Origin of the sequence: Kitasatospora sp. NPDC089797, assembly GCF_040684795.1 — a bacterium.
Classification (GTDB): domain Bacteria; phylum Actinomycetota; class Actinomycetes; order Streptomycetales; family Streptomycetaceae; genus Kitasatospora.
Genome location: NZ_JBFBGS010000018.1, coordinates 19,515 through 43,443 on the forward strand (window position 1 = coordinate 19,515; position 23,929 = coordinate 43,443).

The following is a 23,929-nucleotide window of genomic DNA, read 5'->3' on the forward strand; positions in this document are numbered from 1 at the left end:
AATCCGTCGTGGCCGCATTCCGTCGTGCCCGCGCTCCGTCGTGTCAGGGGGTGCGGGGCGGGCGGTCAGGGGGTGCCGTCGGGCGGGGCGGCGAAGGTGCGGCGGTAGGCCTGGGGGGTGGTGCCGAGGCGGCGGGCGAAGTGGTGGCGCAGGTTGTCGACGGTGCCGAAGCCGGTGCGGTGGGCGATCGCGGCGACGGGGTCGCCGGTGCTCTCCAGGTGGTGCTGGGCGGCCAGGACGCGCTGGCCGGTGAGCCACTGCAGCGGGGTGGTGCCGGTCTCCTGGCGGAAGCGCCGGGCGAAGGTGCGCGGGGACAGGTGGGCCCGGTGGGCCATCGCGGGGACGGTCAGTTCGCGGTCGAGGTTGGCCTCGATCCAGGCCAGGACCGGGGCCAGGGAGCCGGTGCGGCCCTGGGGCAGGGGGCGTTCGCGGTACTGGCGCTGGCCGCCGTCGCGGTGCGGGGGCGCGACCATGCGGCGGGCCACGGCGTTGGCGACGGCACTGCCGTGTTCCCGGCGGACCAGGTGCAGGCAGGTGTCGACGCCGGCGGCGGTGCCCGCGCCGGTGATGACCCGGCCCTCGTCGACGTACAGGACGTCCGACTCGACCCGGGCCAGCGGGTGGCGGCGGGCGAGCTCGTCGGCGTAGCGCCAGTGGGTGGTGCAGCGCCGGCCGTCGAGCAGCCCGGCCTCGCCGAGCAGGAACGCCCCGGTGCAGATGCTCACGACCTGCGCGCCGCGGTCCGCCGCCGCGCGCAACTGCTCGACCAGGAAAGGGGGCTGGCGAACCGTCAGGTCGTAGGCGGGGACGCAGACCAGGTCGGCCGCGGCCAGCCGTTCGGGGCCGTGCTGGGCGCGGACCTCGAAGCCGTGACGGGTGGGGACGCTGTCACCGGTGGCGGAGACGAGGGCGAAGTCGTAGCCGGGCAGTGCGTCCTGGCTGCGGTCGATGCCGAAGACCTCGCAGAACACGCCCAGTTCGAAGGCGTGGGCGCCGTCCAGGGCCAGCACGGCGACGTTGCGCAGCATCGGGCCGGTCTCCTCGGGGGCGGGGCAACGGGGCGGGACGGGTGGTGGACAGCGGTGGCAGGAATTTCAGCTTATCCGTCGTTTCTGCCACTGCCCGCGGGGGCCCTCCTTTGGCAGGCTCGCCGCCGTACCCCTCTTCCCCGTACGAACGGCCAGGCACCGCCATGACCCCGCACCCCGCTCCCGCCCCCTCCCCCGCTCCTGCCCCCTCCCTCTCCGACCTGTCCGCCCTCGCCGCCCTCGCCGACCCGTCCGCCGTCCCCGCGCAGGCCGCCCAGGTGCTGCGCGCCCTCGCGCTCGACGAGGACCTGAAGTGGCGCGTCCCCGCCGACCCGGTGCTGGGCCCGCCGGCCCGCCGGATCGCCCGGCGCTACGTGGCCGGCGAGACCCTGCCCGACGCGCTGGAGCGGGCGCGGGGGATCCTGGCCGCCGGGCACCGGGTGAACGTCGAGTACCTGGGCGAGAGCTGCCGCGACCCGCAGCGGGCCACTGCCGAGACCGAGGTCTTCCTGGCGGCCGCCCGGGCGCTGCCGCCCGGCTGCTCGGTCTCCCTGGACCTCTCCCACATCGGCCTGGCCGTCGACCCGGGGCTCGCGCTGGCCAATGCCGCCCGCCTGGCCCGCGCCACCGCCGCCACCGGGCGGGAGCTGATGATCTCCGCCGAGGGCTCCGGGCGCACCGACGCCGTCCTGGCCGTGCACCGCACCCTGTGCGAGGACTTCGACCACGTGGGCATCACCGTGCAGGCGCGCCTGCACCGCACCGTCGAGGACCTGCCGGAGCTGCTCACCCGGCCCGGGCGGATCCGCCTGGTCAAGGGGGCCTTCCTCGAACCGGAGCGGATCGCCCACCGGCGGGAGTCGCCGGCGCTGGCCGACGCCTACCTGGAGTACGCGCGCCTGCTGGCCGACTCCGGCCACCGCTGCTCCTTCGCCACCCACGACCGGGAGCTGGTCGAACGGATCGTCCGGCACCTGGAGGGGCGGGAACCCGCCGACGCCCCTTGGGAGTTCGAGACCCTCCTGGGGCTCGGCCCCGGCCTGCTCGACACCCTGGCCGAGCGCGGCCACCCCACCCGCGAGTACGTCGTCTTCGGCACCGAGTGGTGGCTCTACGTCTGCAACCGCCTCGCCGAGGACCCGCAGCGGCTGCTGCGGGCCCTGGTCGACGCCGCGGCGTGACCGGGGCGGCCGGCCCCTCCGCGCGGGGTCACTGCCCCTCGCCGCGGGGTCACTGCCCGTCGGCCCGGGAGAGGGCGTCGGTGATCAGGCGGGTGGCGAACTCCTGGTCGTCGCCGCGGACGCGGTTGACGTACTCCGCGAGCAGGGTGGCGGTGGCTTCCAGGGGGTTCATCTCCTCCTCGGTCCAGGGCCCGTACTGGGCGCGCCACAGGCTGGGGCTCAGGCCGCTGCCGGCGGCGACGAGCAGGCCGGCCATGGTGGGGACGACCTCGGGGCGGAAGGTCCTGGGCATCATCCGCATGGTGGCCACCAGGGTGGGGACCACGTACTCGATGACGTCCTTGCCCTGCTCCTCGCAGGCCGTCCGCAGCCAGTTCATGTACAGGTAGACCAGGGTGCAGGCGCCCTCCAGCAGGGCCGCAAACTCCTCCGGGCCCATGGACGCGGCGAGTTGGTCGACCATCCTGCGGTGTTCGGGGTCGGTCTCGGTCCGGCCGTCGTAGAGGGCCTTGAGCCGGGAGTCGATCACCATGAGCGCTGCGCTCACGTCGCCGGCGGGAGCGTACTGGGGGTCGCAGGGCGAGGACACGGGACTCCTTCTCCGGGGCGCGGCGACGGCGGGCTCCGCCGGTGCCTCCAGGAGAGCGGACGGCGGCCGGGCCCGGGGCGGGAACCGCCTCCGCGTCACCCGGACGGGAACCCCGCGCCGGCCGGGGCGTTGACGCCGGCCCGGGCGCGCCGCCCCGGTCAGGGCTTGCGGGCGACCCCGGCGTAGAAGGAGACCTGGGCGTCGGTGACGGTGTCCGGCAGCAGGCCGGCCGGGTCGTCGCCGGTGCCGTCCGGGTGCCAGCGGTGGGCGGGGACGATGCCCGGGTCCAGGAGGTCGAGACCGTCGAAGAGGGTGGCGAACTCGTCCTTGTGGCGCAGCTTCAGCGAGGTGCCGGCCCGGTTGTAGATCTCCTGGACCTGGCTGGCGCCGAGCGGGTCGAGCTCGGCGGTGGCGTGGGAGAGGACCAGGGCGGAGCCGGCCGGCAGGGGGTCCAGGAGCTGCTTGACGACGGCGTGGGCCTCGTCGAGGTCCGGGACGAAGTGCAGCAGGGCGACCATCGACAGGACCACCGGCCGGGTCAGGTCCAGGGTCTGCGCGACCTGGGGGGTGGCCAGGATCGTGGCGGGGTCGCGGACATCGCCGTGGACGTAGGCGGTGCGGCCCTGGGGGGTGCTGGTCATCAGGGCGCGGGAGTGGGCGAGCACGACCGGGTCGTTGTCGGCGTAGACGACGCGGGCGCGGGGTTCGACGGCCTGGGCGACCTCGTGGAGGTTGGGCGAGGTGGGGATGCCGGTGCCGATGTCCAGCCACTGGCGCAGGCCGCGCCGGGCCAGGGCGCGGGTGGCGCGGTGCATGAAGGTGCGGTTGGCCCGCACGGCGGTGCGCATGGTGGGGAAGACGGTCAGGACGCGGTCGGCGGCTTCGCGGTCGACGGCGAAGTTGTCCTTGCCGCCGAGGAAGTAGTCGTACATCCGGGCGCTGTGCGGGATGTCCTGGCGTATCCGCAGTCCGACCGGCTCGTCGGGGTCGGGCTCGGTCGCGGTCATCCAGGTTCCTCCCATGCGTATCCGTGTCCCTTCGTGATCAGATCATCGGACCGGGGCAGTCTAGCCAACTCGCCGATGGTGCGCGGGAAGTCGGTGGAGGTCCGCCCTCCGGGGCCGACGGCTGCCGACCGCCGGGCCACGGGGCTCGGCCGTACCGGGCAACTTCCGCCGCGTCGGGCGGCCGGTCGCGTGCGGGCGGCGCGGGGATGTGGCAGGCAGGAGGGCGGCGGGGCCGCCGCCCCGCCCGGTTCCCCACCGCCTTCGCCTCCCCCTCCCCCGACCGAACGGAGTCCCCGTGCGCCGACGCCGCGGAGTTCTGCTGACCACCGCCCTGCTGGCCCAGCTCGCCGCCGGGCCCTCGCACGCCGCGCCGGCCGACCCCGGGTGGGAGCAGGAGGGGCAGTGCGGGGTGGTGCGCAGCGGTGAGGTCCCGCTCGGCGGGGCGGAGGTGACGCTCTACCAGGCCGGGCGGGGCGGGGGCGGTCGGCCGCGGGTGCTGGCCCGGGCGCGCAGCGGGGCGGACGGGCGGTTCGCCCTGGACTACCGGCGCCCGCGCGACCCGCGGGCCGTGCTGTACGTGCTGGCCGATGTCGGCGGTCCGGCGGGCGGCGGGCGGTCGGCGGTGGTCCGGGGCGAACCGGACGGAGCAGGCGGGACGGGCGGGCCGGTGGTGCTCGCGGCGGTGCTCAGCGGCGCCGAGGCCCCGCCCGAGCTCGTCGTCAACGAGCGGACCACGGTGGCCACGGCCTACGCCCTGGCCCGGTTCACCGGCCCGGCCGGGGTGTCCGGCCCCTCCCCCGGGCTGCCGAACGCGGCGGCCGTCGCGCACAACCTGGCCGACACCGGCACCGGCGGCGTCGCCCCGCTGCTGGCCGCCCCGCCCAACGGCGCGCTCACCTCCACCCTGGCCGAGTTCAACACCCTGGCCAATCTGCTGGCCGCCTGCGTGGACAGCCCCGACGGCGAGGCCTGCGGGCGCCTGCTGGACCTGGCCCGCCGCCCCGGCCACGAGCGGCCGCGCGACACCCTGCGGGCCGCCGTGGACATCGCCCACGACCCGGGCCACAACGCCGCCGCGCTGTTCGCCCTGGCCGACACCGCCGTCCGCTACCGGCCCGCGCTGCCCGCCGCCCCCGACGCCTGGACGGTGGCGCTGCGCTACGACGGCAACGGCCACGAGCTGGACGGCCCCGGCAACCTGGCCTTCGACGCGCAGGGCAACGCCTGGGTGAGCAACAACTACCGCTACGGCCCGGACCCGACCGTCCCGGTCTGCGGCGGCGACACCGTGCTCAGGTTCACCCCCACCGGGCGGGACGCCCCCGGCGCCCCCTACCGGGGCGGCGGCCTGTACGGCGCCGGGTTCGGCGTCACCGTCGACCCGCGCGGCTCCGCCTGGGTCGCCAACTTCGGCTTCCAGGGCCGGGGTTGCCCGGTCGACCCGGCGCCGCTGGAGCGCAGCGTCGCGCAGTTCGCCCCGGACGGCACCCCGCTGTCCCCGCCCGGGGGCTGGCGCGGCGCCGGGATCCGCCAGCCCCAGGGGATGGCCGCCGACCGCTCCGGCACCGTGTGGGTCGCCAACTGCGGGACGGACAGCGTGGCCCGGATCCCGGACGGCGACGCCGCCCGGGCCCGGGAGATCGCGACTCCCGCCCTGCACAAGCCCTTCGGCGCCGCCGTCGACCCGGCCGGGCGGCTGTGGGTCACCGGCAACGGCAGCGACAGCGTCCAGGTCCTCGCCCCCGACGGGGCCTTGGAGCGGACCGTCACCGGCGCGGGCCTGCGCCGCCCGCTGGCGGTGGCCACCGACAGCCGGGGCAACGCCTGGGTGAGCAACAGCGGCATCCTCCCGGTGCCCTGCGGCGACACCACCGCGGAGGACCTCGCGGCCGCCCTGGCCGGTGAGGACGGCCCGCGCCCGGGCGCCTCGGTGACGATGATCGGGCCGGACGGGAGCACGCCGGCCGAACCCTTCACCGACGGCGGGCTGTTCCTGCCCTGGGGCGTGGCCGTCGACGGCGACGACACCGTGTGGGTGGCCAACTTCGGCGGTCACCGGATCGCCCGGCTGTGCGGCGCCGACCCGGCCGCCTGTCCGCCCGGGGTGCGCACCGGCGAGCCGATCTCGCCGCCCGGCACCGGGTACACGAGCGACGCCCTGGAGCGCAACACCGGTGTGCAGATCGACCCTTCGGGCAACGTCTGGCTGGCCAACAACTGGCGCACCGTCGCCGTGCCGGCCAATCCGGGCGGGCACGAGCTGGTCGTCCTGGTCGGGGCGGCGGCACCGGTGGCCGCTCCCCTGCTCGGCGGGGGCTGAGCCGTCCCGGACCGGGGCGTCCCGGGGCCGGCCGTCCCGGACCGGGGTGTTCCGGGGCCGTCGGGGCGACTACCCGCCGGTACGGATGGCCGGCCCCGCGCGCGCGGGAACACTGCGCCGATTCGGCGCACCACCGCGCAGGAGACCCCCGGGAGCCGTCCATGCCGCCGTCCGCCCGCCGCGTCCCCCCGGCCGCCGCGCCGCCGCCCGCCCGGCGTTCGGGCCTGCGCCGCCTGGGCGAGTGGTGCGCGCGCCACTGCGTGGTGGTGATCGTGCTGTGGCTCGTCGCCCTGGCCGGCGTCCAGGCCGCCAACCGGGCGTTCGGCGGCACCTACTCGGACGACTTCTCGCTGCCCGGCACCCAGGCCCAGCAGGGCCGGGACGTGCTCCAGGCGCACGAGCCGGCCGCCGCGGGCACCAGCTCGCAGGTGGTGCTGCACGACCCCGCGCAGCTGACCGGCTTCCAGCCGCAGATCGCCCAGGCCGTCGCCTCGCTCCAGCAGTTGCCGCACGTGCTGTCCGTGCAGAGCCCGCTGCCGCCGCCCGGGCAGAGCGCCCCGCCGGGCGGGCCGCTGGCCCCCGACGGGCTGACCGGGTACATCACCGTGCGCTTCGACACCATGCCCGCCCTGCTGGGCCACGACTACCTGGGCGGGGTGGACGCCGCCGTCGACCCGCTGCGCCGGGCCGGGGTGCAGGTGGAGTACGGCGGGCCGCTGGGCGAGCTGGCCCGGCCGGCGGCGGACGACCGCTCCAGCGAGGTGATCGGCTTCGCGGTGGCGGTGGTGGTGCTGCTGGTGGGCTTCGGCAGCGCGATCGCGGCCGGGCTGCCGCTGCTGACGGCGCTGATCGCGGCGGTGGTCGGGCTCGGGGCGCTGGGGCTGGTCGCGGCGCTGTCCACCTTCGCCACCGTCGCGCCGACCCTGGCGACCATGATCGGCATCGGGGTCGGCATCGACTACGCGCTGTTCCTGCTCACCCGTCACCGGCAGAACCTGATGGACGGCGTGGACCCGGTCGCCTCCGCCGGGCAGGCGGTGGCCACCAGCGGGCGCGCGGTGCTGGTCTCCGGCTGCACCGTGATCATCGCGCTGTCCGGGCTGTCGGTGTCGGGCGTCTCCTTCATCGCCAAGCTCGGCGCGGCGGCGGCCGTCACCGTGGTGTCGGCGGTGCTCGGCGCGCTGACCCTGCTGCCCGCGCTGATGGGGCTGATCGGCCCGCGGATGGACCGCTTCGCCGTGCGCCGGCCGATCGCCGAGGCCGGGGGCGGCGGCGAGGGCGGCGGCAGTTGGCACCGCTACGCCCGGCGGGTGGAGGCGCGCCCGTGGCGCTACCTGGTCGCCGGGGTGGTCGTGCTCGGGGTGCTGTCGATCCCGCTGTTCTCGATCCAGCTGGGCCACATCGGCGACGGCGCCGACCCGACGGGCTTCACCGACCGGCGCGCCTACGACCTGGTCTCCCAGGCCTTCGGCCCGGGCGCGAACGCGCCGCTGACCGTGGTCGTCGACCGGAGCGCGGTGCCCGCCGACTCCCGGGCGGGCGTGCAGAACGCCGTCCAGCAGGCCCTGGCCCAGTTGCCCGGCGCCGCGAGCACCACCCCGCTGCAGACCAGCCCGGACGGCGCGGTGCTGTTCGCCACCGTCCTGCCGGCCGGCGCCCCGCAGGACCGGGCCACCACCGACCTGGTCAACCACCTGTCGGACACCGTGCTGCCGGACGCGGTGGCCGGCACCGGCGCCAGGACGTACGTCACCGGCACCACCGCGGCCCAGGTCGACTTCCTCGACATCGTCTCCAGCCGGCTGCCCCTGATCATCGCGGTGGTGGTCGCGCTCGCCTTCCTGATCATCCTGGTGGTCTTCCGCGGCCTGCTCGTCGCCGTCAAGGCCGCGGTGCTCAACCTGCTCTCGATCGCGGCCTCGTACGGGGTCGTGGTGGCGGTCTTCCAGTGGGGCTGGGGCGGGCCCGCGCTCGGCGTCGCGGGCAAGGTCCCGATCGAGAGCTACGTGCCCATGATGATGTTCGCGATCGTCTTCGGGCTGAGCATGGACTACGAGATCTTCCTGCTCTCGCGCGTCCACGAGTCCTGGCTGCGCACCGGCCGCAGCCACGACTCCGTGGCGCACGCCCTGGAGATCACCGCCCGGGTGATCACCTGCGCCGCGCTGATCATGGTCAGCGTGTTCGCCGCGTTCATCGTCAGCGACAACGTGGTGATCAAGATGATGGGCCTGGGCCTGGCCGTCAGCGTGCTCGTGGACGCCACGGTCGTACGGCTGCTGCTCGTCCCCGCCGTGATGACCCTGCTCGGCCCGGCCGCCTGGTGGACCCCGCGCCCGCTCGACCGGATCCTCCCGCACATCGACACCGAGGGCACCGGCGAACGGCCCTGACGGTCGGACCGTCGGCGCTGGCGGGCCGACGGGCCGGCGGGCCGGCGGGCTGGACCAGGTGGGTCACGGCGGGGGGTCCGGCCGTTTCCCGGGGCCGCCGGGCGGTGATCCCTTGCCGCCGAGCCGTCCCCGTCACCGCACCGCCCCTCCGGAGGATCCGTCATGTCACCGCGCCCCCGCCGTTCACCGCGGCCCGCCGCCGTCGTCCTGCTCGCCGCCGCACTGGCGCTGGCCCCCGTCGGCGCCGCCGCGGCGGCCCACGGCCCGGACGGCGGCCCTTCGGACGACGGCGGGCGGGCGCTGCAGGCCCGCCTCCGGGAGCTGGTCGAGCGCCCGGACGGCCCGCCCGGCGCCATCGCCGTGCTGCGCGAGGACGGGCGGGTGCGGGTGTTCCGGGCCGGGACGGCCGAGCTCGGCACCGGCCGCGAGCCCCGGCCCGAGGACCACATGCGCCTGGCCAGCGCCGCCAAGGCGTTCAGCGGCGCGGTCGCCCTGCGGCTGGTGGACTGCGGACTGCTCGGCCTGGACGACACCCTCGCCGCACGGCTGCCCGACCTGCCCGCCGCCTGGGGCGCGGTGACCCTGCGCCAGCTGCTCCAGCACACCAGCGGGCTGCCGGACTACAGCCGGGCACCGGATTTCGGCGCGCTGCTCGACGCCGACCCGCACCACGTCTTCGACTCCCGGCACCTGCTGGACTTCGTCGCCGACCAGGGCCTGGAGTTCACCCCCGGCACCCGCTACCGGTACTCCAACTCCGACAACATCGCCGTCGCCCTGATGGCCGAGGCCGTCACCGGGCAGCGCTACGAGGACCTGCTCGCCTCCCAGGTCTACCGCCCGCTCGGCCTCACCCGCACCAGCCTGCCCTCCGGCTACCGGCTGCCCCGGCCCCAGCTGCACGGCTACGCCGTCGAGCCGCCCGCCCCGCCCCAGGACGTCACCACCCTGTACGGCGCCTCCGGCTCCTGGGCCTCCGGCGGCGTGGTCTCCACCCCCGACGACTTCAGCGCCTTCGCGGCCGGCTACGCGGGCGGCCCGCTGATCGGCGACGCCACCCGCGAACAGCAGCGGGCCTTCGTCCCGGGCGACTCCGAGCCGGCCGGGCCGGGCGCCAACCGCGCCGGGCTGGCGCTCTTCGAGTACACCACCCGGTGCGGCGTGGTCTACGGGCACACCGGCAACACCCCCGGCTACACCCAGCTCGGCGTGGGCACCCCGGACGGGCGGCGCGGCCTGACCGTCTCCGTCACCGCGCAGGTCAACCGGAGCGGCAACCCGGACCTGCTGGAGCACCTGCGGGCGGTCGAGGAGGATTTCGTCTGCGCCCTGCTGGCCCCCTGACCGGGGGGCATCGGTTACGGTCGTCGGTCCGGCCGGGCCGGGCCGGGCGGGGAGCCGGACACGAGGGAGGGACGGATGGTGGCCGCAGGGGCGGGGAGCGTCTTCCGGGGCGAGGGCGTGCCCGCGAAGGACCGGTTCGACTGCTGGCGGGAGCTGCTCGCGCGGACCCGGGCCAGCGAGATGACCAGCGCGCACGCCGACGACTTCCGGGCGGAGATGCGGCGTCTGGAGCTGGGGCCGGTCACCCTGCTGCGGTCGTCGTTCCCACCGACGCGGTTCCGGCGCACCGAGCGGATGGTGCGGCGCACGGACCCGGAGGTGTACCACCTGACGATGCCGCTGGACGGCGGGCTGGCGCTGACCCGCGGCCCCGGGGACCGGACCCGCACCTTCGGACGGGGCGACCTGTACCTGGTCGACAGCTCCACCCCGTACGACGTGCGGGCCCTGGGCGTGCACGCCCGCGGCCGCCCGGAGCGCCGGACCGAGGCGGTGGGGATCGACGTCCCGGTCGCCCTGCTGCCGCTGCCGCCGGAGCGGCTGCGCGAGGTGCTGGGCCGGGGGTTCTCGGTGCGGTCGGGTTCGGCCGCGCTGCTCTCGGACTTCCTGCTCGGCCTGGACCGGCAGGCCGCCGCCCTGGGACCGGCCGAGGCCGCCCGGATGGGCGCCGTCGTGGTCGACCTCGTCGCCGCCTGGGCCGCCCGCGAACTGGACGCCGAGACCGCCCTGCCCGACGAGGCCCGCCACCGCGCCCTCGCCCAGGGCGTCCGCTCCTTCGTCCGCCGCCACCTCCACGACCCCGACCTGACCCCCGCCGTCATCGCCGCCGCCCACCACGTCTCCGTCAGCCACCTCCACCGGGTCTTCACCCACCAGTCCCAGGGCCGCACCCTCGCCGCCTGGATCCGCGAACAACGCCTCGCCCAGGCCCACCGCACCCTCGCCGACCCCGCCCACCGCACCACCCCCGTCCACACCGTCGCCACCCGCTGCGGCTTCCCCCGCGCCGACGACTTCAGCCGCGCCTTCCGCACCGCCTACGGCCTCTCCCCCCGCGACCACCGCCGACAGGCCCTCACCACCGCCACGGAAACGGGCCCGGACGGGGCGTAGACGCATTGCCAAGGAAGCGGCGACGCAGTGCCAACCCGGCCGGGCGCCGTCCTGGCATCCTCCACGAGGAACACCGCGGTGCGCCCGGGCCGACCCGCCCGGACGCACCGCGGAACAGCCGGCGGCCCGGCACGCCACGGGGGAGCGTGCCGGGCCGCCGGCTGTTCGGTTCCGGGCAGGAGAGGTACTAGTTGCGGTAGCGGTAGCGGATCCGGCCGCGGCTGAGGTCGTAGGGGCTGAGCTCCACGAGCACCCGGTCGTGCGGGAGGATCTTGATGTGGTTCTTCCGGACCTTCCCGCTGATGTGGGCCAGCACGATGTGCCCGTTGGGGAGTTCCACCTTGAAGTTGGCGTTGCGCAGGCACTCGATGACGGTGCCCTCTACTTCGATGCCGTTCGCTGTCTTGGTCATGGTCTTCACCTCTTCTTCGTTCGATTGCGGTTCGGGTGGGCGTTCAGGGGCGGGCGGGGTGTCAACGGCGGACGAGTTCCAGGATGCTGCCCGTACGCCGGGCTCCGACGCCTTCGAGGAGCGCGAGGGCCGCTCCGTCGGACTCCGCCGCCTCGGCCTGGACGGTCCCGGTGCCACCGCGGTGCAGCGCGTCCAGGGCGTGGGCCAGCAGCGCCCGGGCGATGCCGCGCCGGTGCAGCTCGGCGCGCACCGCGAGCAGGCCGATCCGCGGCCGGCCCGGCGGGGTCACCCGGATCAGCCCCACGTAGCGGTCACCCAGACGGGCCACCGCGTACTTCGAGGGGTCCACGACCAGGGTCCCCGCCGGGCGGGGCAGCACCTGGGCCGGCACCGCCGACCACCCGGCGCCGGCCTCGATCTGCGCGTGGACGACGCGCTCCAGCTCCCGCAGCGGGCCCTCCTCGGCCTGCCCGGCGGGCACGATCACCACCCCGGCCGGGGGCCGCACCGCGCCCAGCCCGGTGGTCTCCGGGTCGGTGGGCACCAGATGGACCCACTCGCGGCGCCCGGCCGTGAAACCGGCCCGCCGCCAGGCGGACACCGCCTCGTGGTCGGCCTCGTCGGCCAGGGTGTGCAGGGGGCCGGGCAGGTCGGCCCGCAGCGCGGCGGCGAGCCGGTCGAAGGCCGCGTCGTGCCAGGCGTCGATGCTGACGAACAGCCGCCCGTCGGGCCGGCGCGACGCGTCGCCGCGGCCGACCACCAGGCCGTCCGCGACGGCCTGCCACTCGGTGTCCGAGACGCGCGTGACGGCGGGGGCGGGCGCGGGGTCGTGCTGGGGGGACTGCGCAGGATTCACGGTGTTGCCTTTCGGAAGTGCCTTGTCTGAGGCGCTCCCGGGCGACACCAACGTCAATCGCCCACCGTGACGACAAGGGGGAGCACCCACCCGGATACAGCCTTCATGGGTCTCACCTCCTCGCGTTCGTGGCACGGCTGCGCAGACCGTAGCAGCCGACCCCCCACCGGCCCAACCGGTTTCCCCGGGCAGGGTCAGCCCCGTGGTTCGGCGAGGACGGGCCGGAGCATGGACTCCAGGGCGTCGTAGGTCTGGCCGCCGAGGGCGCGGGCGGCGAGGCGGCCCCGGCGGTCGACCACCAGGGTGGTCGGGAGGAACTGCGAGTCGAGGGTGCCCTGGGGGAACTTCAGCAGCTGGGTGCCGTCCGGGTCGAAGATGCTGGGGAAGGTCAGGCCCCGTTCCTGTTCGAAGCGTTGGGCGTTGCGGACGTCCTGGTCGCGGGTGTTGACGCCGAGGAACTGCACGTCCTGGTCGCGGTAGGTCTGCCAGAGCTGTTCCAGGGAGGGGGCCTCGGTGCGGCAGGGGCCGCACCAGGAGCCCCAGATGGTGAGGACGACGACCTTGCCCCGGTAGTCGGAGAGCTTCGCCGGGCCGTCCGCCAGGGTCCGCCCGGACACCTCGGGGGCGTTCCGGCGCCGGTCGGCGGCGGCCCGCCCGATGCTGGTGCCCTTCTCGGTGACGAAGGCCGCGCCGTCCCCGGTGCCGGAGCACCCGGCGAGGAGCACGGCGGCGAGCGCGGCCGCGCCCAGGGTGGCGCTGCGGCGGCGGGGGTGCGGGTCGACTGGCATGCCCGAAGCCTCGCACGGCCTACGGGCGGGCGATCTTGAGGGGTGGTCAGGAGCGGCGGCGGGGTGTGGTGGATCATGGGTCGCGGGCGCTGCGGCGCCCCGTCGGTGTGCAAGACGCGCGAGCCGCGCACGACGCGGAAGCTGCGGAGACTGTGGAAGAGGTGGCCTGATGGTTCCCGTCGTGCCGGACCCGGGGGTGCTGCACCCGTTCCCCGAGCAGCCGCGGGTGGTGCTGCTGAAGCCGTTGGTGACCTCGCCGCTGATCGAGGTGGGCGAGTACTCGTACTACGACGACCCGGACGACCCGACGGCGTTCGAGACCCGCAACGTGCTGTACCACTACGGGCCGGAGCGGCTGGTGATCGGGAGGTTCTGCGCGTTCGCCGCGGGGGTGCGGTTCGTGATGAACGGCGCCAACCACCGGATGGACGGGCCGTCGACCTTCCCGTTCCCGATCATGGGCGGGGCGTGGGCGGAGCACGTCGACCTGCTGACCGGGCTGCCGGGGCGCGGGGACACGGTGGTGGGCCACGACGTGTGGCTCGGGTACCGGACGACGGTGCTGCCGGGGGTGCGGATCGGCCACGGTGCGATCGTCGCCGCCGGGTCGGTCGTCGCCGCCGACGTCCCGGACTACGCGGTCGTCGGCGGCAACCCCGCCCGGGTGATCCGGCTGCGCTACCCGGAGGAGGAGGTGGCGCGGCTGCTGGCGGTCGCCTGGTGGGACTGGCCGGTGGAGCACCTGACCCGCCATCTGCGCACCGTGATGTCCGGCGGCGTCGCGGAGCTGGAGGCCGCCGCGCCCGGGCGGTGAGGTGCGGCGGCCCGGGCGGGCGGGTGGCGCGGGACGGCGGGGCGGGTCAGTAGCGCAGGTCGGCGGCGATCCGGCCGGCGTCGGAGAGGGTGCCGTCGGGGACGAAGGTGACCCGGGCGCCGGTGTCCAGGGCCCGCTCGATGACCTCGTCGACGATGTCCTCGCGGGCGTCGGGCTCACCGGCCTCGGCGGGGACGAGGTGGTCGCCGTCGTCGCGGACGGTGGCGCGGTAGTTCTCCTCGACCACCAGCCAGGTGATCCGGCCCTCGGCCGCGACCTGCCAGACCTCGTCGAGGCCGGCCGCGAACGCGGAGCGGCCGCGGGCCTTGTCGAGCCGGGCGAGGGCGTCGGCGACCTCCTGCTCGGCGTGGGCGCGCACGGCGGGGTCGACGACCTTGCGGACGGTCTCGACGTCGGCCTGGGCGAGGCCGCCGTGCGGGATCTGGGCGGTGGCCTCCTTGGCGATCGGGCCGGCCGCGTCCAGCAGGGCCAGGGCGGGGGCGTCGCCGACCACGTACAGCGGGCGGGGGTCGGCGGCCAGGACCTTGCCGATCGCGGTGTCGGCCTGGCGCAGGAAGGTCTTGGTCTCCTCGTCGCGGAAGGTGCTGGGGGTGTCGCCGATGCGCTCGCGGCGTTCCGGGTCGGGGTTGTCGAAGGTGCGCACCAGCGGGAAGCCGTGGATGTTCTCCGCGGTGACCCGCTCCTGGTTGCCGCCCCACAGCACGGCCCGGTCGGCGGCGACGGCGAGCACCCAGTAGGGGCGCTCGGCGGCCTGGGCGGAGACCAGGTTGCGGGTGAGGAAGGTGTCGGACAGGACCACCCGGGCGGGGGCGGTGCGGGCGAAGGTCCAGATCCGGTGCTCGCCGGGCGCGGCGAGGATGGCCAGGCCGTCCTCGGCGTGCACGAGGTCGACCTCGGCCAGGGCCCGGTCGAGTTGCCCGACGACGTCGATCCGGTCGGCGCGGGAGACCTCGGGGTCGGCCTGGATCCGCTCCTTCGCCTCGGCCAGCAGGTTGCGCAGCCGCACCGGGTCCTGGGCGTTGTCCGGCTCGCGGCGGTGGGTGGTCATCAGGACGGAGACCGCCGGGTAGGGCCGGGGCCGGCGCAGTTCGGCGAGGACGGCGGGGCTGAGGGCGGGGTGCATGGGGACCCTTTCCGAAGGCGGTCGCCTTCTGGCGTGGACGCGCAGTGCCTGGCACAGCTGCTAAATGTCCCCAATGTAACGATTTGCACACCCGGTCGCCGGGTCGGCTCCGGCGCCGGGACCGCCCGTCCCCGCCCCTACCGGCGGGTACGGGGACGGTCGGCCCCGGCCCGGGGAGGGCGTGAGGCCCGTCAGCCGGCCACGGCGGCGGCCTGCGGCCAGGCCTCCTGGGCCGCGACCCGGGCGCGCAGCCCGCGCAGGGCCCGGGCGGCGGCGATGCCCACCGCGCCGGTGACCCGGCCGTCGCGCACGCAGGCGGCGGCGAAGCGGTGCTCGGCGAGGCTGCCGTCGACCACCTCGAAGCGCTCGGCGCCGCCGGGGCTGCCGAAGGCCTGCACCCGCAGGCCGTACTGGTCGGTCCACAGGTACGGGACCGGCCGGTAGTCCTGCCGGGCGCCGTCCGGGCCGGCCAGCAGGTCCCGGGCGGCGTGCAGGGCCTGCTCGGTGGCGTTGGTGCGCTGTTCCAGGCGCCGGCGCCGGCCGGTGTGCGGGTCGGGCCAGGCGGCCACGTCGCCGGCCGCCCAGACGCCGGGGCCGGCGGCGCAGTGGGCGTCGCAGGCCACCCCGCCGTCCGCCTCCAGCGGCACCCCGCTGCCGGCCAGCCACTCGGTGGCCGGGGTCGAGCCGATCGCCGTCAGCACGGCGTCGGCGGCCAGTTCGGAGCCGTCGGCGAGCCGCACGCCGGCCGCCCGGCCGCCGCGTTCGACCAGCGCGGCGGCCGCGCCCCGGTGGATCCGGACCCCGTGCTCGCGGTGCAGTCCGGTCAGCAGGGCGGCGGTGTCGGCGCCCAGCACGGCGGCCAGCGGGGCCGCGGCGGAGACCAGCCAGGTCACCTCGGCGCCGAGCCCGACGGCGGTGGCCGCCGCCTCGGCGCCGAGCAGTCCGCCGCCGACCACCAACAGCCTTGCTCCCGGCCGCAGTTCCTCGCGCAGGGCGAGGGCGTCGGCGAGCGTGCGCAGCACGTGGGCGCCGGGGAGGGGGGCTTGGGCGCCGGGGAGCCGGCGCGGGCGGACGCCGGTGGCCACGATGACGGCCTCGCAGCGGACTTGGCCGCCGCCGGCGAGGTGGACGGTGCGGGTGCTGCGGTCCAGGCGTTCGGCCGCCGCCCCCAGGCGCAGGTCGAGTTCCAGCTCGGCGAGCGCCTCGGGGGTGCGCAGGGCCAGTTGGTCGGGCTGCCACTGCCCGTCGAGCAGGTGCTTGGACAGCGGCGGCCGGTCGTACGGGGGTTCGTCCTCGGCCCCGACCAGGGTGAGGCGGCCGTCGTAGCCGGCCCGGCGCAGCGCCTCGGCGGCGTGCAGTCCGGCTGCGCCGGCGCCGACGACGGCCACCTCCCGCAGTGCGGTCACGCGAGTTCCAGGGTGATCGCGGCGGCGGGGCAGACCGCGGCGGCGTCCTGGACGGCCTGGTGGAGTTCGGCGGGCGGGCGGGCGTCGAGCAGGACGACGATGCCGTCCTCGTCGCGCTGGTCGAAGACGTCGGGGGCGGCGAGCACGCAGGACCCGGCGCCGCAGCACTTCTCCTGGTCGATCCGGACGAGCATGGGGGTTTCCCTTCGGGCGTGACCGGTCCGGGCCCCGGTGGGGCCCCGGCCGGGCGAACGGTGGTGGTGGGAAAGGCGGTTGGCGGCAGCGGTGGTGGTGACGGGGGCGGTGGTCGGCGCGGCGCGGGGCGGGCCCGCGCCGGGCCTGGTGTCACCAGCCGATGGGCAGCTCGTGGACGCCGTAGATGAGCATGTCGCCGCGGAAGGGGACGTCCTCGAACGGGACGGTCAGGCGCAGTTCGGGCAGGCGCCGCAGGACGGTGTCGAGGGCGATCTGGAGTTCCAGCCGGGCCAGGGGCTGTCCGAGGCACTGGTGGACGCCGAAGCCGAAGGCCAGGTGGCGGCGGGCGTCGCGGGTGACGTCGAGGTCCTCGCCGCCCGGGAACTCGGCCTCGTCCCGGTTGGCGGTGCTGACCATGCAGACGACGCCCTCGCCGGCCCGGATCAGCGTCCCGCCGATCTCGGCGTCCTGGACGGCGACCCGGGACAGGCCGGACTGGATGATGGTCAGGTAGCGCAGCAGTTCCTCGACCGCGCCGGGGATGGCCCCGGGGTTGCGGCGCAGGTGGTCGAGCTGCTCGGGGTTGCGCAGCAGGGCGAGGACCGACAGCGCGGTCATGTTGGCGGTGGTCTCGTGGCCGGCGACCAGCAGCAGCCGGCCCATCGCGCCGATCTCCTCGGTGTTGAGCTCGCCGCGCTCCACCAGGCGGCTGAGGATGCCGTCGTCGGGCTGGGTGCGCTTGGACTCGGTGAGCCGGATGAGGTAGTCGACCAGGCGGTCCTGGGCGGCGGTGACCTCCTCGACGGAGGACTCGCGGCTGAGCAGGACGCGGCTGCAGTCCTGGAAGAACTCGTGGTCCTCGTAGGGGACGCCGAGCAGCAGGCAGATGACCAGGGAGGGCAGCGGCAGGGCGAATTCGCGGACGAGGTCGGCGCCGGTGCGGCCGTCGGCGGTCATCCGGTCGAGCAGGTCGTCGGCGATGCGCTGGATCTCGGGGCGCAGCGCCTCGACCTTCTTGATCATGAATTCGCCGGTGAGCATCCGGCGCAGCCGGGCGTGCTCGGGGTCGTCCATCCGGATGAAGGTGCGCTGGCCGGTGTTGAGCTGCCGGATGCCGGCGGTGAGGAAGGGGAAGCCGGGGTTGGAGCCGTCGGCGCTGAAGCGGGCGTCGGCCAGGACCGCCTTGATGTCCTCGTGGCGGGTGAGCAGCCAGGTGGTGGTGCCGTCCCAGAGGGAGATGCGGCTGATCGGCTCTTCCTGCTGGGCCTGGGTGTAGGCGGGCGGCGGGGCGAACGGGCAGGTGCCGCGGGCGGCGGGGTGGGTGAAGCGGGGGGTCTGTGCGGCGGTGGCCATCAGGGGGCTCCCCTCTCGGAGCTGGGTGGGCCGGCGGTCGGGGCCGTACGGGTGTGCGGTGCCGTACGGGCAGGCCTGTGCGGCGTGGGGGTGTGCGGTGCCGTACGGGCCTGCGGTGCGGTGGAGCAGGCCCGGGGAATTTACGTGCCAAAAGCAACTAACTCATCGTCACGCTAACTCTCGGTTCGTGTCGGTGGAAGGGGACATCGGGCGGACGGCGAATCTGTCCGAAATCCGGTCACCGGTCGGCGCCGCAGCTGCGGTGGGCACCGGCTCGCTACAGTTCCCCCATGTCGGACGCCGCAGACGATCCCGCAGACGACCGGACAGCCACCGCAGACCTGGAGGCCGTCCTGGCCTCACTGGCGTACCTGCTGACCCGCTCCCAGGAGCACGAACGCCGCACCGCCCGGGCCGGCATCACGGCCGCCCGATCGGACGTCTACCTGCTGCGCGCGCTCGCCGAGGCGGACGGGGTCAGCCGGGTCGGCGACCTGGCCGCCCGGCTGATGGTCAAGCCCTCCCACGTGACCCGGCAGATCGACCGCCTGGAGAGCCAGCGCCTGGTGGAGCGCACTCCGGACGCGCTGGACCGCAGGGCCCGTCAGGTCGCGCTGACGGCCGACGGGCGGGTCGTGCTGGAGCGGCTGAAACAGGCCAACATCATCGGGCTGTCGGTCGCCCTGGACGGCGTTCCGGAGCCGGACGTGGCCGCGACGGTCGGCGTGCTGAACCATCTGATCGACCGGTACGTGCACCGGGTGCGCGGCGCCATGCTCGAGGAGGACGACCCCGCTCCCCCGGCGGACGGCACCGACCGGGCCCGCGAGGCGCACGGCCCGGCCGCGCCGGCGACGGGCCCGGCCCGGGTCGCGGGGGCCCGGCGGGTCGCCGCCGTCGCCCGGCGCACCGTGCGCGGCGCCGTCGAGTCCTGAGCCGCCGCGCGGGGCCGGGGGCGCGCGGGTCGACGGCGGTGCGCGGACCGACGGCGGCGCGCTGCTCAGACGGCGTGGACGGCGGCGGCGGCCTCGGCGATGTTGGCGTGGTGGGCGGCCTGGCGGGCGACGGGCAGCCAGGTGGGGCGGAAGCGGCGGCGGTAGTGGGCGCACCAGGTGCGCAGCAGTTCGGTGGGGCGGGGGTCGGGGGCGGGGGTGGCGCGGCGCAGCAGGGCGGCGGCGCGCACCGGGATGCGGTGGGCCCACAGGTCGATGCCGGCCAGGTGGGCGCGGGTGAGCGGGTGCGGGGGGTGGCCGGCGGGGGCCTGGTCCCAGGCGTCGGCGAGTTGGCGCAGTGCGGTCAGCTGGGTGTGGACGGCGCGCAGCAGCGGGGTGTCGTGGGGTGCGAGGGCGGCCGTCAGTTCGGTGAGTCGTCGGCCGCGTTCGCGCAGGTGCTCGGCGCCGGCGCGCAGGTGCCGTTCGGCGTCGTCGCCGGCGGGGGCGGGGTCGCCGAGCCGGTCGCTGGTCCAGGCGGGCACCTCGACGACGACGGTGCGGCCGCCGTGGCGCCCGGGGGCGAACCAGGTGGCGGCCCGGGCGCCGGGCGGGGCGCCGTCGGCGGGGGCGAGCATGCCGGTGGTGCTCTCCTGGTCGTCGATGTGGTGCGGCTCCATCAGGAAGACGCCGGGGGCGGCGGCGGGCAGCCGGTGGGTGTCGAAGGAGCCGGTCTCGACCGGGATGCCGAGGGCGGCGGCGGAGCGGGCGAAGGGCCCGGCCAGGGCGCTCGGGTCGGCGGTGGCCTGGAGGAAGGTGCCGCCCACGTCGGCGGTGTGCAGGGAGAGTTGGAGCGGGGGGCGGAGTTCGTCGATCAGGTCGAGCAGGATCCGGCTCTCCGGGAGGTCGCCGCCGATCGCCGGGGCCCATTCGGGCTGTTCGTCGGCGGCGGGGCGGAAGTAGCCGGCGAAGTAGGCGGGCAGGGTGCGGGCGAGCAGGCCGCCCCGGGCCAGGTGGGCGCCGTCGGGGTCGAGGCAGAGCAGGAAGTGCCAGGCCGTCGCCGGGGCGGACGGGCCCGAGGGGGCGGACGGGCCCGAGGGGGTGGACGGGCCCGAGGGGGACGGCGGGGCGGTGCGGGCCAGGGCGCGGTGGGCGAGTTCGACGACGGCGGCCCGGCCGGAGAACTCGTCGGCGTGGGCGCCGGAGACGACCAGGACGTGGGCGGCGGCGCTGCCGGGGCCGGGGCCGGGGTGGACGGACAGCAGGAGCAGCGGGCGGCCGGCCCGGGAGGTGCCGAGGGTGCGCAGCCGGCAGCGGTCGGGGTGGCGGGCGGCCAGTCGGCGGGCGGTGTCGGCGAGTTCCTCGAGGGTGGGGTAGCGGTCGTGGAGCAGCATCGCCCTGCCCGCGCTGGTCGAGGTGTCGGTCAGCATCAGGTCTCCCTGCCGTCGGCGTCCGGAGGTGGTAGTGGATCCGGTCGGGCGGGGGCCCGTCCAGGGGGCGCTCCGGGCCGGGGCGAACGGTGCGTCACCGAAGGATCGCCTACTGTCATATGCTTCTCGTATTTGCTGGTCACGGTGGGGGCACGGGTGGACTTCCGGTTGTTGGGCTCGGTGGCCGTGGTGGCCGCGGACGGGCGGGAGCTCGCGGTCGGATCGCCCAAGCGCCGGAGCCTGCTGGCGATGCTGCTGCTGCACCCCGGCCTGCCGGTCGGCGTCGACCGGCTGACCGAGGCGCTGTGGGAGGAGCAGCCGCCCCGGCACGCCCGGACCGTCATCCACAACCACGTCTCGGGGCTGCGCGCGGTGCTGGCCGCGCACGGGGCGGGCGCCGCCGGGGTCGAACTGGCCACCGACGGCAGCGGCTACCTGCTGCGGGCGCCCTGGGCGGCGGTGGACGCCGGGCGGTTCGAGCGGCTGCTGCGCTCCGCCCGCGCCGCGCGGGAGCCGGGCGTCGCGGTGGCGGCGCTGCGCGAGGCGCTCGCGCTGTGGCACGGGCCCGCGCTCGCCGGGACGGAACCCAGCCTGCCGCTGCTGTGCGCCGCCCAGTCGCTGGAGGAGCTGCGGCTGGCGGCCGTGGAGGAGCTGGCGCGCGCCCACGGGCGGCTCGGCGACCACGGCGCGGCCGCCGGGGTGCTGGCCGTCGAGGCCGCGCTGAACCCGCTGCGGGAGTCGCTGGTCGCCGCGCTGATGCTGGCGCTCGGGCGGGCCGGGCGGCGCTCGGAGGCGCTGGAGTGGTTCCGGCGCACCCGCCGCACGCTGGCCGAGCAGTTGGGGATCGACCCGGGGGCGGAACTCGCCGAGGCCCACGAGGTGCTGCTGCGCAGCGACCCGGCGCACCCGCTCCGGGCCGTGGCGGCGCCGGTGGCCGCGGCGCCGGTGTCTGCGGGGTCGGCGGTGCCGCCGTCCGCGGCGGCCGGGGCCGGGCCGGCGCCCGCGCCGTGGCCCTTCCCGCGCCGGCCCCGCGGGTTCTCCGGGCGGGAGGGCGAACTGGCCGCGCTGGACCGCACCGCGCTCTCCCCCGGCGCGATCGCCGTCGTCACCGGCGGGGCCGGGATCGGCAAGACGGCGCTGGCCGTGCACTGGGCGCACCTGCACCGGGCGGACTTCCCCGACGGGCGGCTGTTCGTCGACCTGTGCGGGCACAGTGCGCTGCCCGAGCGCCCCACCGGCGCGGTGCTGCGCGAACTGCTGCTCGCCCTCGGCCTGCCGGCCGAGCAGATGCCCTCCTCCCCCGAGGCGCTGGCCGCCCGCTACCGGGAACTGACCGCCGGGCGCCGGATGCTGATCGTGCTGGACAACGCCCGCCGCTCCGAGCAGGTGCGCCCGCTGCTGCCCGACGGGGACGGCTGCGTGACGCTGGTGACCAGCCGCGACCGGCTCGGCGGGCTGGTCGCCACGGACGCCGCGCGGCCCGTGCCGCTGGCCGAGCTGACCGCCCCGCAGTCCGTCACCCTGCTCGCCACCACCCTGGGCCCGGACCTGGGGCCCGACCTGGTCGGCGCCGAGCCCGAGGCCGCGGCCCGGCTCGCCCGGCTGTGCGACGGGCTGCCGCTCGCCCTGCGGCTGGCGGCGGCCCGCATCGCCACCAGCCCGCACCGGGGACTGGCCGCCCTCGTCGACGAACTCGCGGACGAGCAGGGCCGGTTGGGGCTGCTGGAGGTGGAGGACACCAGTGTCGCCGCCGCCCTGGCGCTGACCGTCCAGCACCTGTCCGCGCCGGCCCGCCGGATGTTTCACCGGCTCGGCACCCACACCGGCACCACCCTGGACAGCCGCACCGCCGCCGCCCTGGCCGGCTGCGAACTCCCGGAGGCGGCACGGGTGCTGGAGCAGCTGGCCACCGCCCACCTGGTCGTCGGGATCGACCGGGACGCCTACACCCTGCACGACCTCGTCCGCCTCTACGCCCGCAGCCTGCGTCCCGGGGCGGGCGAGGAGGACGCCGAGACGCTGCCCCGGCTGCTGGACCACCTGCTGAACACCCTGCTCGCGGCGAGCGCCGCCGCCGAGCCCGGCAGCGAACCGTGCTGCGAGCTGCCCGCCGACGCCCGGTTCCCGGTCGGGGTGCGGCCCTTCGCCGACCGGGCGGGCGCCCTCGCCTGGTACGCCGCCGAGCGCGACACGCTGCGCGGTGCGGCGCTGGCCGCGGTCGCCGCCGGGCGGCCCGACCGGGCCTGGCGCCTGGTGCTGCTGCAGTGGCCGCTGATCGTGTGGCAGGTCCGGGACGGCTGGGTGCCGCTGCTGGAGCACGGGCTGGCCGCCGCCGAGGCCGACCTCGCCCCCGGCGCGCAGTCCCGGGCGCGGGCCCTGCTGGGGTGGGTGCTGCTGGAGGAGGGCCGGCCCGAGGAGGCCCTGGTCCACCTGGAACGGGCGCCCGGCCTGGCCGCCCTGGCCGGCGACCGCAGCGCCCAGGCCGTCGCGCTGGTCAACCTGGCCGCCGCGCTCGCCCGGCACGGCGACGACGACGGCCGTCTGCCGTCCCGGGTACGGGAGTTGCTGGGGCGGGCGCTCGCCCTGGCGGAACGGGCGGGCCGCCCCGACCTGGTGGCCCTGGCCCGCCAGCACCTCGCCGACACCTGCCTGGACGGCGGCGACCCCGCGCAGGCCGCCCACCACGCGGCCCGCGGCCTCGCCCTCGCCGAGCCCCCGTTCCCCGCCGCCCGCCGGGTCGTCCTCCAGACCCTCTACGGCCGCGCCCTGGCCGCCACCGGCCGCCCCGAGGAGGCCGCCCACCACCTCGCCGCGGCCCTGCGCGCGGCCCGCCTCCACCACTACGGGGAGGGCGAGTCGGCGGCCCTGGCCGCCCTGGCCGCCCTGGCCGCCCTGGCCGCCCTGCCGGACCCCGACCTGCGCCCGGGCCGGCGCGGGCACCGCTGACGGCCGGCCCGGGCGGCGCGGGAGCGGCCCCCGCGGGCGGCGGCGGGTGAGCCCGCGGGCCCGTCGCCGTCAGCGGTAGAGCCCGGCCCCACGGTCCGGGCCGGCCAGGACGTTGGCGACGAAGAGGCCGAGGTCGAAGTGGTCGGGCTCGACGAACGGCGTCGGGTCGTCGGCCAGGCCGTACCACTCCGGCGGCACCGGGTAGCGCAGTTCGACGCTCCGGCCGACGGTCAGGACGCACTCCGGTTCGGCGATCCGGTGCCGGACCGGGGTGGCCGCGTCCAGCGGGAGGTCGTGCTCCCCCGCGCGGAGCCGCAGGCCGTCCGCGCCCCGGTAGAAGACCACGTCGGTGCGGCCGAGCCGGCCGTAGTGGCCGTGGACGGCCTCCGCGGGATCGACGGCCCTCCCGGAGCCGAGCCGGCCGGTCGCCGGGTCGAAGTCGGCGCCCCGCCCATACCTGTCGAAGTCGGCGATCAGCATCGCGGGCCCCCTTCTCGTGGCATGCGTCCCGGGCCGCATCCTCCCGGGGTCCGGCCCCCGGCGCGACACCGGGGGCCGGGCGCGCGCCGGGGCCCACCTGGGTACGGGGACTCAGGTGGGCCCGGGCGGTTACCCGTTCGGGTGGTGCGGGCCACCCGGGCGGGCCTTGCGGGGTGCCGGTCCCGAACGGGGGACGGGGCC

General features: G+C 76.6%; 20 protein-coding genes. 8 read left to right on the forward strand and 12 right to left on the reverse strand.

The window, feature by feature from the left end; genetic code table 11:
• Nucleotides 1-65 precede the first annotated feature (65 nt).
• Complete coding sequence (locus AB0O91_RS16240; RefSeq protein ID WP_363432836.1) at nt 66-1,028, reverse strand: helix-turn-helix domain-containing protein; 963 nt, start codon at nt 1,026-1,028, stop codon at nt 66-68.
• A gap of 164 nt (nt 1,029-1,192) precedes the next feature.
• Here AB0O91_RS16240 and AB0O91_RS16245 point away from each other — a divergent pair, with 164 nt between their 5' ends.
• Nucleotides 1,193-2,209 carry a proline dehydrogenase family protein gene (locus AB0O91_RS16245; RefSeq protein ID WP_363432839.1) on the forward strand — a complete coding sequence of 339 codons (1,017 nt, stop codon included), beginning with the start codon at nt 1,193-1,195 and terminating at the stop codon, nt 2,207-2,209.
• A 49-nt stretch (nt 2,210-2,258) separates the two neighbouring features.
• Here the strand turns inward: AB0O91_RS16245 and AB0O91_RS16250 are convergent, their stop codons facing one another.
• Nucleotides 2,259-2,798, reverse strand: coding sequence for a hypothetical protein (locus AB0O91_RS16250; RefSeq protein WP_363432842.1), 540 nt, complete (start codon nt 2,796-2,798; stop codon nt 2,259-2,261).
• Nucleotides 2,799-2,956: 158 nt separating this feature from the next.
• Nucleotides 2,957-3,805 carry an SAM-dependent methyltransferase gene (locus AB0O91_RS16255; RefSeq protein ID WP_363432845.1) on the reverse strand — a complete coding sequence of 283 codons (849 nt, stop codon included), beginning with the start codon at nt 3,803-3,805 and terminating at the stop codon, nt 2,957-2,959.
• A gap of 295 nt (nt 3,806-4,100) precedes the next feature.
• Between AB0O91_RS16255 and AB0O91_RS16260 the strand changes: the two genes are divergently transcribed.
• From AB0O91_RS16260 to AB0O91_RS16275, 4 genes are all read left to right on the forward strand, one after another.
• Nucleotides 4,101-6,125, forward strand: a complete 2,025-nt coding sequence (locus AB0O91_RS16260) for an NHL repeat-containing protein (RefSeq protein ID WP_363432848.1) — start codon at nt 4,101-4,103, stop codon at nt 6,123-6,125.
• A 161-nt stretch (nt 6,126-6,286) separates the two neighbouring features.
• Nucleotides 6,287-8,518: an MMPL family transporter gene (locus AB0O91_RS16265; protein WP_363432851.1), complete on the forward strand. Its 2,232-nt coding sequence runs from the start codon at nt 6,287-6,289 to the stop codon at nt 8,516-8,518.
• A 162-nt stretch (nt 8,519-8,680) separates the two neighbouring features.
• A complete protein-coding gene (locus AB0O91_RS16270; RefSeq protein WP_363432854.1) occupies nt 8,681-9,862 on the forward strand; it encodes a serine hydrolase domain-containing protein in 1,182 nt (393 codons plus the stop codon).
• 75 nt (nt 9,863-9,937) lie between these two features.
• The gene (locus AB0O91_RS16275; protein WP_363432856.1) at nt 9,938-10,975 is read left to right on the forward strand and encodes an AraC family transcriptional regulator; all 1,038 of its coding nucleotides are present in this window, start codon (nt 9,938-9,940) and stop codon (nt 10,973-10,975) included.
• A 187-nt stretch (nt 10,976-11,162) separates the two neighbouring features.
• Here the strand turns inward: AB0O91_RS16275 and infA are convergent, their stop codons facing one another.
• From infA to AB0O91_RS16290, 3 genes are all read right to left on the reverse strand, one after another.
• A complete protein-coding gene (infA, locus tag AB0O91_RS16280) occupies nt 11,163-11,387 on the reverse strand; it encodes a translation initiation factor IF-1 (protein WP_363432859.1) in 225 nt (74 codons plus the stop codon).
• Nucleotides 11,388-11,448: 61 nt separating this feature from the next.
• A complete protein-coding gene (locus AB0O91_RS16285; protein ID WP_363432862.1) occupies nt 11,449-12,243 on the reverse strand; it encodes a GNAT family N-acetyltransferase in 795 nt (264 codons plus the stop codon).
• A 194-nt stretch (nt 12,244-12,437) separates the two neighbouring features.
• A complete protein-coding gene (locus AB0O91_RS16290; RefSeq protein ID WP_363432865.1) occupies nt 12,438-13,031 on the reverse strand; it encodes a TlpA disulfide reductase family protein in 594 nt (197 codons plus the stop codon).
• A 169-nt stretch (nt 13,032-13,200) separates the two neighbouring features.
• Between AB0O91_RS16290 and AB0O91_RS16295 the strand changes: the two genes are divergently transcribed.
• Nucleotides 13,201-13,845 (forward strand): CatB-related O-acetyltransferase, encoded by a 645-nt coding sequence (locus tag AB0O91_RS16295; protein ID WP_363432868.1) that lies wholly within the window; start codon nt 13,201-13,203, stop codon nt 13,843-13,845.
• A gap of 46 nt (nt 13,846-13,891) precedes the next feature.
• Here the strand turns inward: AB0O91_RS16295 and AB0O91_RS16300 are convergent, their stop codons facing one another.
• The 4 genes from AB0O91_RS16300 to AB0O91_RS16315 form a co-directional block, all read right to left on the reverse strand.
• Complete coding sequence (locus AB0O91_RS16300) at nt 13,892-14,989, reverse strand: chemotaxis protein (protein ID WP_363432870.1); 1,098 nt, start codon at nt 14,987-14,989, stop codon at nt 13,892-13,894.
• A gap of 191 nt (nt 14,990-15,180) precedes the next feature.
• Complete coding sequence (locus tag AB0O91_RS16305) at nt 15,181-16,395, reverse strand: FAD-dependent oxidoreductase (RefSeq protein WP_363432873.1); 1,215 nt, start codon at nt 16,393-16,395, stop codon at nt 15,181-15,183.
• Nucleotides 16,392-16,589 carry a ferredoxin gene (locus AB0O91_RS16310; RefSeq protein ID WP_363432875.1) on the reverse strand — a complete coding sequence of 66 codons (198 nt, stop codon included), beginning with the start codon at nt 16,587-16,589 and terminating at the stop codon, nt 16,392-16,394. Before AB0O91_RS16310 ends, AB0O91_RS16305 begins: the two co-directional genes overlap by 4 nt.
• Nucleotides 16,590-16,740: 151 nt before the next feature.
• A complete protein-coding gene (locus AB0O91_RS16315) occupies nt 16,741-17,943 on the reverse strand; it encodes a cytochrome P450 (protein WP_363432877.1) in 1,203 nt (400 codons plus the stop codon).
• Between the two features lie 290 nt (nt 17,944-18,233).
• Between AB0O91_RS16315 and AB0O91_RS16320 the strand changes: the two genes are divergently transcribed.
• Nucleotides 18,234-18,878 carry a MarR family transcriptional regulator gene (locus AB0O91_RS16320; protein ID WP_363432879.1) on the forward strand — a complete coding sequence of 215 codons (645 nt, stop codon included), beginning with the start codon at nt 18,234-18,236 and terminating at the stop codon, nt 18,876-18,878.
• 65 nt (nt 18,879-18,943) lie between these two features.
• On the opposite strand, the gene AB0O91_RS16325 is transcribed toward AB0O91_RS16320, so the two are convergent.
• Entirely contained in the window at nt 18,944-20,302 is a 1,359-nt protein-coding gene (locus tag AB0O91_RS16325; RefSeq protein ID WP_363432882.1) for a M14 family zinc carboxypeptidase, read from the reverse strand.
• 132 nt (nt 20,303-20,434) lie between these two features.
• Here AB0O91_RS16325 and AB0O91_RS16330 point away from each other — a divergent pair, with 132 nt between their 5' ends.
• Nucleotides 20,435-23,248 (forward strand): AfsR/SARP family transcriptional regulator, encoded by a 2,814-nt coding sequence (locus AB0O91_RS16330; protein ID WP_363432885.1) that lies wholly within the window; start codon nt 20,435-20,437, stop codon nt 23,246-23,248.
• Nucleotides 23,249-23,317: 69 nt separating this feature from the next.
• Here AB0O91_RS16330 and AB0O91_RS16335 read toward each other — a convergent pair whose 3' ends face one another.
• Entirely contained in the window at nt 23,318-23,728 is a 411-nt protein-coding gene (locus tag AB0O91_RS16335; RefSeq protein WP_363432888.1) for a hypothetical protein, read from the reverse strand.
• Nucleotides 23,729-23,929 lie beyond the last annotated feature (201 nt).